Source organism: Lacticaseibacillus thailandensis DSM 22698 = JCM 13996 (genome assembly GCF_001436135.1).
In the GTDB taxonomy this organism is placed as follows: domain Bacteria; phylum Bacillota; class Bacilli; order Lactobacillales; family Lactobacillaceae; genus Lacticaseibacillus; species Lacticaseibacillus thailandensis.
Genome location: NZ_AYZK01000002.1, coordinates 150,653 through 167,978 on the forward strand (window position 1 = coordinate 150,653; position 17,326 = coordinate 167,978).

8 protein-coding genes are annotated in these 17,326 nt (G+C 56.1%); 2 read left to right on the forward strand and 6 right to left on the reverse strand.

The window, feature by feature from the left end:
- Nucleotides 1–59: 59 nt before the first annotated feature.
- A complete protein-coding gene (gene coaA, locus FD19_RS04350) occupies nt 60–983 on the reverse strand; it encodes a type I pantothenate kinase (RefSeq protein ID WP_082619499.1) in 924 nt (307 codons plus the stop codon).
- A 167-nt stretch (nt 984–1,150) separates the two neighbouring features.
- Complete coding sequence (gene helD / locus FD19_RS04355; RefSeq protein WP_056969206.1) at nt 1,151–3,451, reverse strand: RNA polymerase recycling motor HelD; 2,301 nt, start codon at nt 3,449–3,451, stop codon at nt 1,151–1,153.
- A 292-nt stretch (nt 3,452–3,743) separates the two neighbouring features.
- Here helD and FD19_RS04360 point away from each other — a divergent pair, with 292 nt between their 5' ends.
- Together FD19_RS04360 and FD19_RS04365 are read left to right on the forward strand one after the other, a co-directional pair.
- Nucleotides 3,744–4,649, forward strand: coding sequence for a proline-specific peptidase family protein (locus FD19_RS04360; RefSeq protein ID WP_054749934.1), 906 nt, complete (start codon nt 3,744–3,746; stop codon nt 4,647–4,649).
- A 214-nt stretch (nt 4,650–4,863) separates the two neighbouring features.
- Nucleotides 4,864–6,273, forward strand: coding sequence for an MFS transporter (locus FD19_RS04365; protein ID WP_056969207.1), 1,410 nt, complete (start codon nt 4,864–4,866; stop codon nt 6,271–6,273).
- Nucleotides 6,274–6,342: 69 nt separating this feature from the next.
- Here FD19_RS04365 and FD19_RS04370 read toward each other — a convergent pair whose 3' ends face one another.
- The 4 genes from FD19_RS04370 to FD19_RS04385 all read right to left on the reverse strand — a co-directional run bounded on the left by FD19_RS04370 (nt 6,343) and on the right by FD19_RS04385 (nt 17,110).
- Nucleotides 6,343–13,872 (reverse strand): LPXTG cell wall anchor domain-containing protein, encoded by a 7,530-nt coding sequence (locus FD19_RS04370; protein WP_056969208.1) that lies wholly within the window; start codon nt 13,870–13,872, stop codon nt 6,343–6,345.
- Nucleotides 13,873–14,154: 282 nt separating this feature from the next.
- Entirely contained in the window at nt 14,155–14,973 is an 819-nt protein-coding gene (locus FD19_RS04375) for a Cof-type HAD-IIB family hydrolase (protein WP_054749926.1), read from the reverse strand.
- Between the two features lie 86 nt (nt 14,974–15,059).
- Entirely contained in the window at nt 15,060–16,310 is a 1,251-nt protein-coding gene (locus FD19_RS04380; protein WP_056969209.1) for an MFS transporter, read from the reverse strand.
- 134 nt (nt 16,311–16,444) lie between these two features.
- On the reverse strand, nt 16,445–17,110 hold the full coding sequence (locus tag FD19_RS04385; protein WP_054749924.1) for a histidine phosphatase family protein: 666 nt from the start codon (nt 17,108–17,110) through the stop codon (nt 16,445–16,447).
- Nucleotides 17,111–17,326 lie beyond the last annotated feature (216 nt).

Genomic DNA, 17,326 nt, shown 5'->3' on the forward strand with positions numbered 1-17,326 from the left:
CTATTAACGTCTTAATCGTTGTAACAATTCTACCGGTATTTACAAAGCCGGTCAATCACCTAGAATCGGCGGACCGAGACCTGATCAATCGTGTGGTCTGCGCGCTTGTGCAAGACGACGTCCGCCCGCGCCCGGGTCGGCAGGATGTACTCCTCCAGGTTCGGCAAGTTGACCTCGTTCCACGCCCAGTGGCACAGGTCCGCCGCCCGCTGTGGATCGCCGTGCGCGTAACTATAGTAGTAATCATCCGGGTCGTCCTTGGCCAAACTGAGTAACTTGTAGAAACGCTCCTCGTACCAACGCGCAATATCATCCGCAGCGGCGTCAACGTAGAGGGACAAATCAAAGAGGTCGGAGTAAAAGATGGGCTCATCACCGCCCGTCTGCAGGACGTTAATGCCCTCCACGATGACGATGTCCTGCTGGTCCACGGTCGTGAACTGACCGGGCACCACGTCGTACTCCTCGTGCGAATACACCGGTGCTTGCGCCGCGCGCCCCAACTTGATGTCGATCAAAAACTGGAGTAAAGCGTGCATGTCGTAACTTTCGGGGAACCCTTTACGCGCCATGATGCCGCGCCGCTCCAACTCGGCATTGGGGTACAGGAAGCCATCGGTGGTCAGCATCTGTGTCTTGAGGTCCGGCATCACCCGGTTCATTAGCAGTTGGAGCAAGCGCGCTGAGGTGCTTTTGCCGACCGCGACCGAGCCGCTGATGCCGATGATAAACGGTGCCACGCGGTCGTCGGTGCCCAAAAAGTTAGCTTTGGCCTGCTCAGTATGCAAATAATTGTCCCGCCGCATACGTAGGTACCGGACCAGCGGCATGTAGACGTCGCGAACATCATCAATGCTCAGCTTATCGTTGAGGGACCGGACCCGTTCGATTTCAGCCGGCGTAATGTCGGTGCCGTTGGCGGGACCCATTGCGGACCACGTTGCCCGGTCAAACGTCCGGTACTGTCCTGCAGCTTTTTCCACTATTCTTGCCTCCAAATTATCGTCCCGTGTCTTAATGGCAGTATTCTACCACAATTATTGCTTGCGGCCGATGACACTACCAACAAGTAGCCAGTGGCCTGCATTGCTTGGCCAATCAGCGCGACAATTGCCAAAAGCGGCCACCTCACTGGTAGTCGCTCGCAATATTACTGTTCGGTTGTGTACAGCTTAGGGTCCACCGCCGTGATCAACGGAGATACCGCACCCGTGGCAATCACCGTCAAGCGGTGCATCGCCCGAGAGCAGATGGTGTACAAAAGTTCCCGGTCCGTATCCGCGCCAAAGTTTGCTGGCGTCACGTTCCACGCCACCACGGCGTCAAACTCGAGCCCCTTGGCCAAGAACGACGGTACCACGAGTACGCCCGGCACCAGCCGCTGGTTCTCTGAGCGAATCAACGTCGACCGCTGACCCGCATCGTGGAGCTGCTGCTGCAGCGCCGCAGCGTCACCCAACGACCGCGTGATGATGGCCGTCGTGTCGTGATCCTGCGCGTTGGTAGCCAACTGCTTGGTCAAAGTATTAAAGGCGTCCGCCGACGTCGCGCGGACCAAGACCTGTGGCAAGTCGCCCTGCCGGTTGAACGCCACGATCTTCTGGCCACTCTTGAGCAGGGCCTTCGTGAACTCGGTGACCTGGGCCGTCGAGCGGTATGACTGCGTTAACTGCACCACGCGCGTCTTGTCCGGATCGAACAACTTGGTGACCGAACCCATCAGGTTCCGGGCGTTGCTACCGGTAAAGATGGCCTGGTTTAGGTCACCCAGCAAGGTAAACTTGGCCCGCGGGAAGTTCTTCTGCAGGTACGCCAGTTGGTACGGCGTGTAGTCCTGAATTTCGTCGATGAAGACAAAGCGCATCTTGCGGTCACCATGCCGACCAATCATCAAGTCGTACAGGTGCAAGTATGGCGTCGCGTCGGCCATGGTCAGCTTGCGTTGGCGGAATTGTTCAACAAATTCGTCGACACTTTGGTTCCACTCACTCGGCGTAATACCAAACTTGGTCACATCCAGCAGGTCCGGCACGGCGCGCAAGAACGCGACGTACTGGGCCCGAACGTTCAGGAACCGGTTGCGCACGATGGCTGCATCGATTTCGGCAAAGGCCTCCGTAACGATGTGGCGCGCGTAGAACTGGAACTCACTGTTGCTATCCTGAAATTCACCAGGATGACTTTGTGCCTGCAGGTCCCGAATTTCTTCCTCGGACAAGTTTTCAACGGCCTCGCGCACCCACTTGGCCCGGGTTTCGGAGCCTACCCGGCGGTTCAGCATCGAGGTCAACCGTTCCTTAGTGGCCTGTACCCGGTTATTCATGTTGTAATTCTGGTTATAACTATAGAAGATTTCCGCAATTTTCTTGCGGCTAAAGAAGACGCCACCGTGAAACCGAATGTCCTTGAACCGCACCCCGGCGCTACGCAAATGCTCAGCGTACGCTTCAGTGGCGTGGAAGAAAGCATCACTTTCCTTCAGCGCCGCAACTTTGGCCTGCAAAGGCGTCTGGTCGGCTTCAAACTGCTGGAACAGGTTCTGCACGTGCATCCCCGGCGTCCGGCGCGTCACGTACTGGTAGTAGGTAAACTGTACCATGTTCTGCTCACCCATTTCGGGCAGCACGTTGCCGATGTAGTCAGAGAACAGTTGGTTGGGCGAGAACATGATCACCTGGCTGGAGGTCAGGTTGCCCCGATACCGATACAACAGGTACGCCACCCGCTGCAGTACCGCGCTGGTCTTACCGGAACCGGCTGCCCCCTGAACAAACAGCAGGTCAGCCGTGGTGTCGCGAATAATCTGGTTCTGCTCACGCTGAATCGTGGTGACGATGCTCTTCATCTGGGTGTCAGACTTCTCCCCCAGCACTTCCAGCAGCATCTGGTCACCAATCGTTTCGGCGGTGTCGAACATGGTCTCGATCTTCGTCCCGTCTTTGATCACAAACTGGCGCTTCAAACTCAACTCCACCCGTTGCGGGCCGTCCGGGGTCTGGTAGGTGACCTGCCCCAGCTTGCCGTCATAATAGATGGAACTGATTGGTGCTCGCCAGTCGTAGATCAGGAAGTGACCGTTGGCGTCGGTAAAGCTACCCAGCCCAATATAAATGGTTTCGGGTTGTTCACCAGCTTCTTGAAAGTCAATCCGTGCAAAGTAAGGATTCCTCAACAAGCGCTTGACCGTACCCAACTGAACGGTCGACTGCCGGTGAGCGTTGGCCCGTTCATCAAGCAGTTGCTGCTGTTGCTGCACGGACGCGGCCGTTTCGATGATTTCGTCATCGTTGGTCAGGTTAATGGAAAAGTCGCTGAAGAAGTTGTCACTGATATTCTTTTCTTCGGATTGTGTCTTGGCAATTTCCTGCGTCAGCCGCTTGTCAGCGGCGTGCAGCTCCCACACCGTATCATCTAGGTGCTGTTGTTCGTACTGCTTTTCTGAGTCCTCCAAGGCCCAACCCCCTTAACCGTATTAAAAAATTATCGTTGTAATATGTTACCACTATTAGAAATGTTCTTCAAGCGCTTCCGCCCGTTCTCATCGCCGTTAGCGCGCGATAATTGCTGGTGTTTTGGTTGTTTCTGTTGCTCCGATAATTGTAGTTATATTGTAATTTACTTAGTAGTGAGCATCCTAGGCCTGTTGACGATGACTACAGCTTGCGTGACCGACGCCATAAACCCGCCACTCCCGATTGTGATAGAATGAAACTATCTTATTTAGGAAGCTAGGTGACCCACACATGAAGCAAGGCACAACTATCATCACGCTTGATAACGGGTACCACCTGTGGACCAACACGCAAGGCGAGGGTGACATCCACCTGCTTTGCCTACACGGTGGCCCCGGTGGCACGCATGAATACTGGGAAAACTTCGGCGAAGAACTCGCTGACCTCGGTGTACAAGTACATATGTACGATCAGCTCGGTTCGTTCTACTCGGACCAGCCGGACTACTCCGACCCAGAAATTGCCGCTAAGTACCTGACCTACGACTACTACCTGGACGAAGTCGAAGAAGTACGCCAGAAACTAGGCCTGGACCACTTTTACCTGATCGGCCAGTCTTGGGGTGGGGCCCTCACCCAGCTGTACGCCCTAAAGTACGGCGAACACCTCAAGGGTGCCATTATCAGTTCCATGACCGATAACATCGAAGAATACGTGGAACACATCAACCTGGTCCGCGAAGAAGCCCTGCCACCTTCAGCCGTGAAGTACATGAAGGAACAGGAAGCTGCTGGCAACTGGGACGATCCCCAGTATCAGCACTACGTTGACATCCTCAACGCCGGCTACGTGGACCGCAAGCAGCCGCCAGCTATCAGCCACCTGATCAGCACGATGGCTACCGACGTCTACAACGTCTTCCAGGGCGACAACGAGTTCGTTGTCACCGGTAAGCTGAAGGACTTTGACCTGCGTGACCAGATTCACAACATCACCGTGCCCACCCTGTTGACCTTTGGGGAACACGAAACGATGCCAATGAAGTCCGCCCAGCGGATGGCTGAAGTCATCCCCCACGCCCGGCTCGTCACCACGCCTAATGGTGGACACCACCACATGATTGACAATGCCCCGGTCTACTTCAAGCACCTGAAGCAGTTCATCCGCGACGTTGAATCAGGCAATTTTAACGACTAACTATGATAGAAACCGGCCTGGTGGGGCGTAAAACCCCAGCACGCCGGCTTTTTTTGTGAGCAGCATTCCCAGCAGGTGTGGTCGCCGTGTCCCACAGTGCGAGAAACTGCAGCCCGATGCATATTGGCAGTCAGAGGGAGAGCGATAACAGCACACCACTAACTGCTTCAGGCGCCACCGCCTATAAATAGTAAACATAAAGGAGTTCCATATTATGCAACACGTTGAACCAACTACCGTTCCCACTAGTACCAAACTCGCCATTGCGGCGGTCGGAATGCTGTCGTTCGTCGGCATTCTGGTTGAAACCTCAATGAACGTTACCTTCCCTACCTTGATCAAAACGATGGGGGTTTCCCTCGACACCGTCCAATGGCTCACCACCGCCTACTTGTTGGTGGTCACCATCGTCATGAGCACCACCGCGTACATCCTTAAACGTTTCAACCCGCGGCCACTCTTCCTTTGCGCCGTCGGCATCTGCCTGGTTGGTGGCCTGATGTGCCTGTTCGCACCCACATTTGCCATGCTACTAACGGGACGGCTATTGCAGGCCGTCGCTACCGGGATTTCCACCCCGCTGATGTTCCAAATCATCCTGACCCGCGTCCCGCGCACCCAACTGGGCGTCTACACCGGTTTTGCCAGCGTCATCGTGTCGCTAGCGCCAGCGCTCGGCCCGACGTACGGTGGTGTTCTTACCAGCCTCTGGTCTTGGCGTGCGATCTTCATTGGCATCGTACCGCTGCTCGCCATCATTGCCATTCTGGGTGGGACCACGATCAAGGGCAAAGCCGCGGGGGTCGGGTCGTTACGGTTCGACTACCTCGGTATGATCATCCTGGCCGCCCTGTTCGCCGGCATCGTCTTTGCATTTAACGGTGCCGGTACCAATGGCTGGGCTAACGGTCACTTTTGGTTTTGGGTGGCCGGTAGTATCGTCGTGGCCGGCGTGTTCTGGTTCTACGCGCGGCATGGTGCCCGCAAGCTGCTCGACTACCGCATCCTGCGTCGGCCGGTACTACGACTACGACTGTTCACCTACTTTGGTCTGCAGTTCATTAACATCGGCCTCTCCCTCGTCCTGCCACTATTGGCCCAAACCGTGCTGGGGGCTTCAGCGATGAGCGCGGGCCTCATGTTACTGCCGGGCGCGTTGGTCGGCGCCGTCTGCGCCCCAATCGCTGGACGTGTGTACGACCGCGTGGGCGCCACGATTCCGTTGACGTTCAGTAGCGTCATGGCGTGCCTCGCACTCGTATTACTGTGGGTGCTGACCGACAGCTTAACGGTCGTCGGCATTGCCATCCTCTACGTGATACTGCGAATCGGCTTTAACTCCGGCTTTGGGGTTGCTATTTCCGACGGTAGTATGCAGGTCAGCGGCCGGCAAAAGGCCGACCAAAACTCCCTCTTCAGCATGATGCAACAGTACGCCGGCTCCCTGGGGACCAGCGTGATGTCCGCCATCATCGCCGCGTTTACGTTAACCATGACGGCCACCAGGGCTACGGTTTTAGGGGCCAAAGTCGACTTTGCCCTCCTACTCGTGCTCGGATTCGGGCTGTTCTTGGCGACGCTGTATGCACACTTCGCCTACCCCGTCCAGGCAGATCATAAATAAATAGACACAAAGTGGCCCTAGGATAACCAAAGTTACTGGTCGATCCTAGGGCCATTTGTATACCCTCAATTACCGTGCATCATGACGCCGGCGCTTCCAGCCGAACAAACCGAGAGCCATCGTCAACAGACCTAACCCGGCGACGGTCCAAGCATTTTGCTGCTCGCCCGTCTGTGGGAGTGTCCGGGCACCAGTGCCCGGAAGCCGGTGCGCAGCCGCATGGCCGGTCGTCGGCAAGGTCCGCATCGCCCCCGTGACGGTTGTCGTCCGGGCGGCGTTAGTCGGCGCTCCACTTGTCGGTGCAGTCCGTTGCGGCGTAGTCATCATTGGGTTGCCACCGGTGGCTGGCAGCCGGTGGGTCGGTGTTGGCGTTGTGCCACCGTTGTGCGTCGTATCGGTGGTCACTAATACGTTGATGGCTGCCGCGTTGCTTTCCGGTAGCGTGATCAGCCCGGCATCCCCATAAACGAAGTGGTAGCCAGCGGGCGCACTGACCGTGAAGCGGTCGCCCGGATCACCAACACGGTTGAGCGTGCCGACCACTTTGCCCGTCGTAGTGACAAAGTTGACCATGTACTTGGCCGCGTAGACCGGTTCGCCAACCCGCGCAATCGACTTGGTGATCGGATCATCCGTGTCGACCTGCGCGTATGGCTGGTACGTAACGGTAACGTTCTCCGGACTGGCTGGCAGTTTGGTCAGTGGCGTGAGCGTCATGCCCGCCACCGTCGCAATATCCGGCCGCCAACTGGTTTGGGCGCCATCGGCCGTGGTTACGGGCACGTACGGCGAGGTGACACTAGCAAAGCTGCCTTGCGGGGTGGCAACCACGTGACCCGTAACTAAGTCGGTAGTCGTCTTCCAGGTGACCGTCTGCGTCACTGGCGCCGGGGCTGTGAAGGCATCCCCATCAACTTGGTACGTAATCGTCCGCGTAGTTTCGGTCTGACCGTCAACGACTTGGTGCGTCAGGTGAATGACCACCGGCGCGTTGTCCGTTTCGGCAAAGACGTACGTGCCACTGGCGGCTTGATTGTCGGCCAAACGGTAGTTGGCTGGTACCGTCGCCGCCCAATCAAACGTCTGTCCCGGCTCACCCACATGCACTGTGGCTGAACCAACTTGGTCACCCGTAACGTCATCCACATACTGGACCGTCGTTTGCACCGCATGTAACGGCACGCCAACCTGCGTCTTGGTCTGGGTGGTTGGGTCGCCCGTGTCAACCTGCGCGTACGGCTGGTAAGTAACGGTGACGTTCTCGGGACTGGTTGGCAGCCCGGTCAGTGGCGTGAGCGTCATGCCCGCCACCGTCGCAATATCCGGCCGCCAGCTGGTTTGGGCGCCATCGGCCGTGGTTACGGGCACGTACGGCGAGGTGACACTAGCAAAGCTGCCTTGCGGGGTGGCAACCACGTGACCCGTAACTAAGTCGGTAGTCGTCTTCCAGGTGACCGTCTGCGTCACTGGCGCCGGGGCTGTGAAGGCATCCCCATCAACTTGGTACGTAATCGTCCGCGTAGTTTCGGTCTGACCGTCAACGACTTGGTGCGTCAGGTGAATGACCACCGGCGCGTTGTCCGTTTCGGCAAAGACGTACGTGCCACTGGCGGCTTGATTGTCGGCCAAACGGTAGTTGGCTGGTACCGTCGCCGCCCAATCAAACGTCTGTCCCGGCTCACCCACATGCACTGTGGCTGAACCAACTTGGTCACCCGTAACGTCATCCACATACTGGACCGTCGTTTGCACCGCATGTAACGGCACGCCAACCTGCGTCTTGGTCTGGGTGGTTGGGTCGCCCGTGTCAACCTGCGCGTACGGCTGGTAAGTAACGGTGACGTTCTCGGGACTGGTTGGCAGCCCGGTCAGTGGCGTGAGCGTCATGCCCGCCACCGTCGCAATATCCGGCCGCCAGCTAGTTTGAGCGCCATCCGCCGTCGTTGCGGGAACGTACGGCGAGGTCACGGTGCCAAAGGAGCCCTGCGGCGTGGCAACTACGTGACCCGTAACCAGGTCGGTAGTCGTCTTCCAGGTGACCGTCTGTGCCACTGGTGCTGGTGCGGTAAACGCATCACCTTCAACCTGATAATCAATTGTCCGTGAGGTTACGGCAGTGCCATCACTAACTTCATGCGTCAGGTGGATGACGACGGGTGCGTTGCCCGTTTCAGCAAAGGTGTACGTCCCACTAGCCGCCTGACCATCTGCCAAACGGTAGTTGGCTGGTACCGTCGCCGTCCAGTCGAAGGTCCGTCCCGGCTCACCAACCTGGGTTGTAGTGGCACCAATTTGTTTGCCGGTGACGTCGTCCAGGTAACTGACCGTGGTTGCCACTGCGTGCAGCGGTTCGCCGACTTGCGTCTTGGCCTCAGGAGTCGTGCCGGTGGTGTCAATCTGTGCGTACGGCCGGTACGTCACGGTAACATTATCCGGATCGGTTGGTGTGCCCGTAACTGGCGTCAGCTTAATACCCTCAACTGTAACCACATCTGGCTGCCAGCTAGTCTGCACACCATCACTGGTAGTTGCTGGCGCATATGGTGAGGTGACGCTCGCAAAGTTGCCTGCAGGCGTAGCGACCACGTCACCCGTGACGAGGTCAGTGGCCGTCTTCCAGGTCACGGTCTGCGTCACTGGGGCTGGTGCCGTAAACGCGTCACCTTCGACTTTGTACGTAATCGTCCGGGTGGTCTCGGTCTGACCGTCAACAACTTGGTGCGTCAGGTGAATGACAACGGGCACATTATCTGTTTCGGCAAATGTGTAGGTGCCACTAGCCGCTTGACCGTCTGCAAGGCGATAGCTGGCTGGCACCGTTGCCGTCCAATCAAACGTCCGTCCGGGTTCACCGACGTGAGTCGTGGCGGTCCCAACCTGCTCACCCGTGACGTCGTCCAGGTAACTGACCGTGGTTGCCACTGCGTGCAGTGGTTCGCCGACCTGCGTCTTAGTTTGGGGAGTTGTTTCAACCGTATCAATCTGTGCGTACGGCCGGTACGTCACGGTCACACTTGCCGGATCGGTTGGTGTGCCCATGACTGGCGTTAGCTCAATACCAGCAACCGTGGCCACATCCGGCTGCCAACTGGTCTGCACGCCATCATTAGTGGTTGCCGGCGCGTACGGTGAGGTGACGCTCGTAAAGTTGCCTGCAGGCGTAGCAACCACATCACCCGTGACCAAATCTGTTGCCGTCTTCCAGGTGACCGTCTGCGTCACCGGGGCTGGTGCGGTAAACGCGTCACCCTCAACTTTGTACGTAATCGTCCGCGTGGTTTCAGTCTGACCGTCAACAACTTGGTGTGTCAGGTGAATGACAACGGGCGCATTGTCCGTTTCGGCAAAAGTGTAAGTCCCACTAGCCGCCTGACCGTCTGCCAGGCGATAGTTGGTTGGCACCACTGCCATCCAATCAAACGTGCGTCCTGGTTCACCCACATGAGTCGTAGTGGTTCCGACCTGCTCACCCGTCACATCATCCACGTACTGCATCGTAGTGGCCACTGCGTGCAGTGGTTCGCCGACCTGCGACTTGGTTTGCACCGCTGGCGCCGTGTCCACTTCCGCGTACGGCTGGTACGTGACAATCACGTCATCGGCATCCTCGGGCATGCCAGTTTGTTCGGCCAGGGTGACACCAGGAACGGTCGCCACATCCGGACGCCAAGCTGTTTGGACACCATCAACGGTAGTTGCCGGAACGTACGGCGAATCAACGCTCGCAAAGTTGCCCTGCGGCACCGCCGTGATAACCCCCGTGACCAGATCCTTGGTCGTGGTCCACTCCATCGTCTGCGTCACTGCAGTGGGAGCAGCAAAGGCATCGCCCGCCACTTTGTACGTAATTGTCCGTGTCGTCGTGGCGGTGCCGGTCTCCTTAGCCGGAATAATGTGAATCTGGACCGTGGTGGTAGCTACCGGCGTCATGGTGTAGTCGAGTTCATTGCCATTGATATTCACACCGGTATCTTGCTTGGTTGCCAGCGTGTAACCCGTTGGTACATCAAGGTCATAGGTCACTTGCTGGCCGGCTGGTGCCCGGACAGTCGTCCCCGGTGTCACCGTGCCGGTCGCGTCATCAACGTATTCGAAGGTCACCGTGTACTGACTTTGCAGTTCGTACTGGATGATGTCACCGTTCATATTGTGATTGACCACGGCCCCAGATACCGCTTGGCCAGGGGTTTGCCCGTCAGCCGCTAACACGGTGTACCCATCGACCATTTCGTAACCGTCAGGAATCAGGTTCTGGTCCAGCGTAGACATATCAGCCTGCGTCGTTGGCAAAACCGGCACCGTATCGGTGTCGTTGACCAACGTCTTCGACAGGTCGGGTAAGTTGATGTACTGATCTTGCCCATCACTGTCAACGTAGTGGTACCGCGCCTGAATGTCCGAGTAACTTTGCACCGTTAGTTGTGCGGTCGTGCCCTTGCCCTGCACCGAGTACGCACCGCCATCAACGGCAAACGCCGTTTCTAGGTAGCCGGTGTCGCCTAAGTGATTCACCGCGTCGGCCACCTGGCCCGCCAGGTCAATGCGCCCGGTGGACGTCAAACTGGCAATGTCGTTAATGGAAATGGCGACGGAACGCACGTCAGCCCAGGCAATACCTGCCGCTGCGAGCTGGTCGGCCGTCATGTAACCACTGAGGTCAACCGTCGTCTGGTTGTTAACTACCTGCGCGCGCTGTGTGGAGTACAAGACGGTGGCGTCAATCGGTCCACCGGTCCCCTCCGTAACCGTATAGTTGGCGGGAACGGTAATAGGGCCGGACAGTTCAAAGGTGAACTGTGAGCCTTGGTCATCACCCACTTCAGGCAGGTTAACAATCACTTGACCATCATGCTGGCCATTATCCTTGACCGTATTGACCAGCGAAACGTAAAAGTGTGAGTCGGCCGTAGCGTACGCATTGGTCGTCCCGACATTGGACGCATCACTGTCCTGAGTACCTTGCGCGAGGGTATAGTCGGTGAAGGTGCCCACCGAACTAATGTGCCAAATCCAGCCACCCAGGTCCTTAATGTACGCAACCGCATCGGCATTACCATCCGTGAATGACGTGTCCTCTACCGGAGTATTATTCGTCAGTACCGTTGTTGGCGAATAAATGTACAATGCCAACGGATAGTCTCCTGGTAAGGCATCAATTTTATTGTTCAGCTTAATCTCGTAACCAGTCAGTGCGGTGTTGATCGACACACCGGTGTGCGAGTAGTCAATTTTAACCACCGTGCGCCCATCATCCGCAGTAAATTCGGACACTTGGGCGTCAGGTTCATTCCAATTGAGCCCGTCAAAAGTAGCAGCCGCAGGTAGGACGTAGTAGAGAATCGGTTCAAAGATGTTGTCCGTCGTATGCTGGTAACCGCCAGAACCAATCGTCCCCATCACGCCAGCGTCTGTTACTCCTGGTGTTTGGTTAGGTTGGTACAAATAGCTATGGACCGTATCATACGGAATCGTGACCGTCTCCCCGATGCTAGCCTGACTCAATGGGGTAACACTCCCCGCCAACGCCAGGGCAGCATCAAAGGTCAGGACATCCCCTTCAGCAATCGTGGTACCGTCATCAAGGGTGTCATTGAGACGCCCAAAAATTGTAAACGTATCGTGCTTATCCAGCTCACCATTAGTATCCCAAGCCGCCCCAGCAGCCAGATTATTGATGGTAATGTCAGCCTGCCGAATAGCGCTACCCGACTGGCTGGTAATCGTATCACCACTAGCCGCAGTACCGGTTTCCGTGGTGCCATCAGCAAGGGTTAATGTGTAGCTGTACGATATCGTCCCCGGCAAATAGTTAATCGGTGTGACCTCACCCTTGGGTAGCAAGATGGACGTGTCCACGATGCCACTTGGAATGGTGATTTGAAATTGCGGGTGATCTAGGGCAACCACACTGTTGTTACTAAATTTGATTTGCGCCAGGAAGGTCGGATCATCCGTTGTATCTTGGTCGAGGACCAGCTGGTCCCCCGCGGTCGTGCTGTTACCGTCGACGGTGATCTGCGCAGCCGGCGTGATGGCAGTGTTGGTGCCCGCAATCGAGACTGCCCACGGGTTTTGGCCCACAGCCGTGAAGAGTGTTCCCGCATCATCGATCTGCTGCGTCAGGGTTGCTACGCCACTAGCGGTGTACTTGGTCGTATCGGCTGCGGGGGCTACCGTAAACTTACCAGCGAGGCGATACCCACCAGCATTTTGAAAGCCCTGATTACCGGACCCACGCGGGACCGTAATAACGATATCGGTACCCGCACCGCCCGGCTGGGTAATGGTGGTTTCATCTTCAAAGTCGTTCAACGCACTGGTGGTATCTGGATCCAGCACAAAGCCAGCGGGTACCGGGATAGTTAACGTCGAACCATAATTGTCCGCTGAGTTGACCCGTTCCGACTGATATTGGTTATCGAACACCCCGTTGGATTCATCCACGCGGTAGGTATAAACGTATTCTGTACCGCTCACCACTGGCGTATCGCTGTTTCCCTCCGGATAGGTCATGTACATATCATTCATAACGGCCGCGGGGGTGACAATTTGGGTAATGGTCTGTGGCGCCTGCTCGACACCATTAACGGTGTAGCGAATCGTTTTCGTGGTTGTCCCAATATCCGCCATTGGTGTGGCTTGAGCGCCATAATTACTATTTAAACCAATTGTGATTTGTTGTACCAACACCCCCGAGTAACTAGCGGTCATAGTGTCCGTGATGGTGCGGGTGCCGTCCGCGTTAATGGTGTTGTCCGTCACCGTCCCGTAGGTAGTACCCCCAGCAATCAGCGCCGCAGTACGTTGGTACTTAAAGACGGCCCCGTCACCCGGAATGGTGATTGTGTACACATCCCCCGCTGTCGGGTTAGTAATATTAACGCTTAAATCCAATTCACTTAAGCCTGACCCGTATCCCACAGTGTCCGCCGACTTCGTCACGGTGACCTTCGTGGTGTCACTTGGGAGTCCAGCCACGGCACGGATAGCTTGTGTCTGACCGGTAGCCTGATATTGGGCGGTCGCACTGGACTTAGCCGCGGCTAACGAAGCTGGTGACGGATCAACAAGCGTCGTCGCCGCACTCGAAGCGGCGGCGGAACTTGCCACCTGGGCCGCACTACTAGCTACAGTACTAGTGGCCACACTCGCACTGACCGCAGCACTGATCGTAGTCGCGCTGCTTGCGACACTAGCCCCACCGCTACCGTTACTCGAGGTGGCAACACTAGCACTACTGGACCCTACCGCTGGGGATGACTGACTAGTGCCCGCACTCGTCGTGTTATTACTGCTAGCCACGCTGCTAGTTGCCGCGGTGCTGCTAGATGCAGTACTATCAGCAGCACTCGTACTACTACTCTGCGTCGCAGCAACCTGAACCGTCCCGTGGGTAGCATTCGTAGCAGCCCTGCTGGTAGCCACCGCACTGGTATGACTATTGACATCCGCCCGCACGGTGGTGTGACCCAACGACGTGGCGCCCGCCCCTAAAGCAAACGTCGTGATTAGGGCGAAGGCCCACATTTTGCCTTGTTTATACATCTTATAATGTTCGCGCTCATTTACTGCATAGCGCGCCACATCACGTTTATTCATTGCAAAGTCCCCCTTTAAATTGGCCCGATTACTCCAGCTAACCTATAGTGAACCTTTGCTTACACGCTCCCATGGCCCTGCGTCTTACGACCCCCAATCCCCAAATACTGACGGTACCAACGTACGACCCTCTTGCCCAAATTTTAACATATTTCCGCATGCAAAAAGTATTCTATCCGTGCAACTTCGTATAGAATATTTTATTTCGTAATGTTATTAAACTCTCCAGGGTGAATAAAAGGCAGTGACGCCGTTAACACGTCACTGCCAAAATGTTATTTTCTAGTCTAAGATGAGCTTGTGAATCATTTCCGCAACACCAGATTCGTAGTCGGCCTGCGTCACTAACTTTGCGGCGGCCTTAATTTCGGGCCGGCCATTGGCAACCGCCACCGGCATCCCCACTTGCTGTAACAATGCCAGGTCGTTGAGATTATCACCGATGCCAATGATTTCGTCACGTTTGATGCCGAGCGCCGCGCCCAACTGCAGTGCCGCAACACCTTTGTCCACTCCCAGCGGGTTGAACTCGGTATAAATGCCGCTCGAGAACGTCAGGTTAAGCCGCTGGTCGAGCGCCGACATCACCTGGTCGGCAATCGCCTTCTGCACGGCGGGGTCCGGATTCATCGCGATGACCTTCATGATCTGTAAGTTCTGGAAGCGGCTAAAGTCGTCATCTGGCATCACGGTGTACGCCGCCCCCCGCGTCTGCATGTACTGAATGTCGTCGGCCCGCGGCTTGTACAGGAACACCTCGTTCAACGTGTACACGTGGGTATCGGTCTCCGGGAAGGTCTTGGTAATCGCAAAGATGCGCCGGGCCACATCGTACGCCATAGGGTTGACCGCGACCACGCGGTTGTGGTCGTTGCTGACGGTCGCCCCACCATTGTAAGCAATCACGTACTGGTCATCGCGCCCCGCCAGGCCCAGCGTGTGCAGCAAATCCTGTACGGACGTAAAGCTGCGCCCCGTGTTGGGAACAAACTTCACGCCGCGGTCCCGCGCTGCCTTGATGGCCGCCACGTTAGCCGCCGAAATCGTCCCGTCTTCACGCAACAACGTTTCGTCCAGATCACTCACAATTAACTTGTACATATCCCTGCCCCACTTTCATCATGCCTCCCCAGAATAGCATAGAAAGCGGTTGCGGTGAAGACGTGCTGGGGGACCATCTTTGCACCCTAATCGTCGACCGCTTGCTCGCCGCCATGCCACCATTGGGCCACCAAGTGCCGCTGATTGAACAGGACCGGAATCAATAATACTAACGCCAGAATCCCACAGGCTGGGAACCCCCAGATGCCGCCGGCGATGTCCATGACCCCACCGGAATACAGGCTACCCACCGGCGTAGTCCCCTGATTGAGCAGGACGTACACGCTCATCACGCGGCCACGCAGTTCGTTAGGAATCTTGAACTGAAATCCGGCGTTGGACTGGTTAAGGAAAATCATGTTGCAAAAACCGATGGCCACCATCAGGATCATTGCCAACCCGTACGACCGGATGACGATCATCGCTGCTTGCAGCGCTGCGGTGCCGACCCCGACGGACAGGTAAATATTGCGCTGTAGGCCAAAGCGGGACAAATAACTCATCAGGATCGCCGCAATGAGTGACCCGACCCCAGTCGCCGACAGTAGGTTAGCGTACGTTTGCGCCCCGGAATGGAGGACCTCCTTGGCAAAGATAGGGATAATGACGTTATTGTTGTAGTTCAACGTGCAAACAATGATCATCATTTCCGCACTCAGACGAATCTCCGCGTGACTCCACACGTAGCGCAACCCGTCTTTGACGTCCGCCCAGATGTGCTTCTTGGACGGCGTGGCTAGTGGGTGCGTCTGCTTGATCAGGAAGAGGCCCAACAGCACGGCCAGGTAGCTAATGGCGTCAACCAGGAAGCAGAAGCCCAGGCTGAACTTAACCATCAAGAGTCCGACTAACGACGGTCCCGCGATTTTAGCGAGGTTAAAAATCGTCGAGTTCAAGGAGATCCCGTTGAGTAGGTCTTTGTGCCCCACCAGCTCCACAACAAACGACTGCCGCGTTGTGGTATCAAAACTTTGCAACACCCCGTAACCGAGGGCAATGGCCACGACTTCCCAATACTGCACAATATTGGTGTACACCAGCACCGTCATAACGACCCCTAGGAGCAAGAAGCCACTCTGCGTAATAATGAGGATCAATCGCTTAGAGTACCGGTCGATCAACGTTCCCGCCACAAGCGTCAGTAGTAAAATTGGCAAAAATTGCGCCGCCGCCAGTAACCCGACCAAAAAGGCCGAGTTGGTCATTTTGTAAACCAACCACGTTTGGGCAGTCCGTTGCACCCAGGTACCCATCACTGACACACACTGCCCAATCCAGAAGTACCGGAAGTTCTTGGAGTGAATGAGTGATGAAAATGTATTATCAAAAAAGTGCATGTTAACCGCCACCTTAATCGTTATTAACCCAACCGCTTATATTGACATTCCCCCAGAATGATGTGGTCCCAGAAAATATTCGTACTGAAACAAAAAGGCCACGGCCGCAACCGTGGTCTCAGTCAATCAACGTGTTAAGCTTTTGGTACAAAATTATAGCTCAGAACCTTGATGCCTGCGTCGGTCAACTGGATCTTGGTAATACTGCCATTTTTCGGCCCCACGGACACGTCGTAACCGTCGTGCCGACCAAACTTGTCGACAATGCTGCGAATCGTGGTCCCGTGGCTGACCATCAGAACGTCGCCACCATCGGGATTATCTTCGCGTAATTCCTTAAAGCCATGCATCAACCGCGTCCAGTAAGTCCGGGCATCCTCGGCGTCGCCAAACGGATCGGCGGCTGCCATAAAGTCCTTGCTGGCGTCCATCCCGTGTTCCCTAATAATCTCGTGGAAGGTGCGCAAGCCACCATGAGGCATCCCAATCACGTACCAAGTACGGGCGGAATCATCACCCTCAAAGTAGCCGTAGCTTTGCTCCCGAAAGTTTTCCGTCAGGTGCAGGGAGGTGCCCGGATACAAGTTAGCGGTCAGGATGTGCTTGGCCGTGTTCCGTGCCCGCATGGTGTCACTGCAGTACGCCCGCTGGAAGTGCACTTCACGCAGGTAGCGGCCGGCACGATCGGCGTCGGCTTCGCCCTTAGCGGTCAGCGGTGAATCACACCAACCCTGCATCCGGTTGTACTTGTTCAGGTAAGTCTGACCGTGACGCACAAGGTAGACGGTTACTGGTTCCATAATGGACCTCCTTATGGTGTCTTATTTACCTTCATCATACCATTATCACTGTTGATTGGCGTACGGTTCTTAACGGGTTAACCCAGCATATGTGGTGATCGTAACTGGCTGTTTGGCGCCCCGGTTTGCAATCGTTAGGAAGTGACCTACAAAACCGCAGCATCACACAGCGCCAACATTCGGTCTCACGCAATCCACCAAAAAAGCCCCCACACA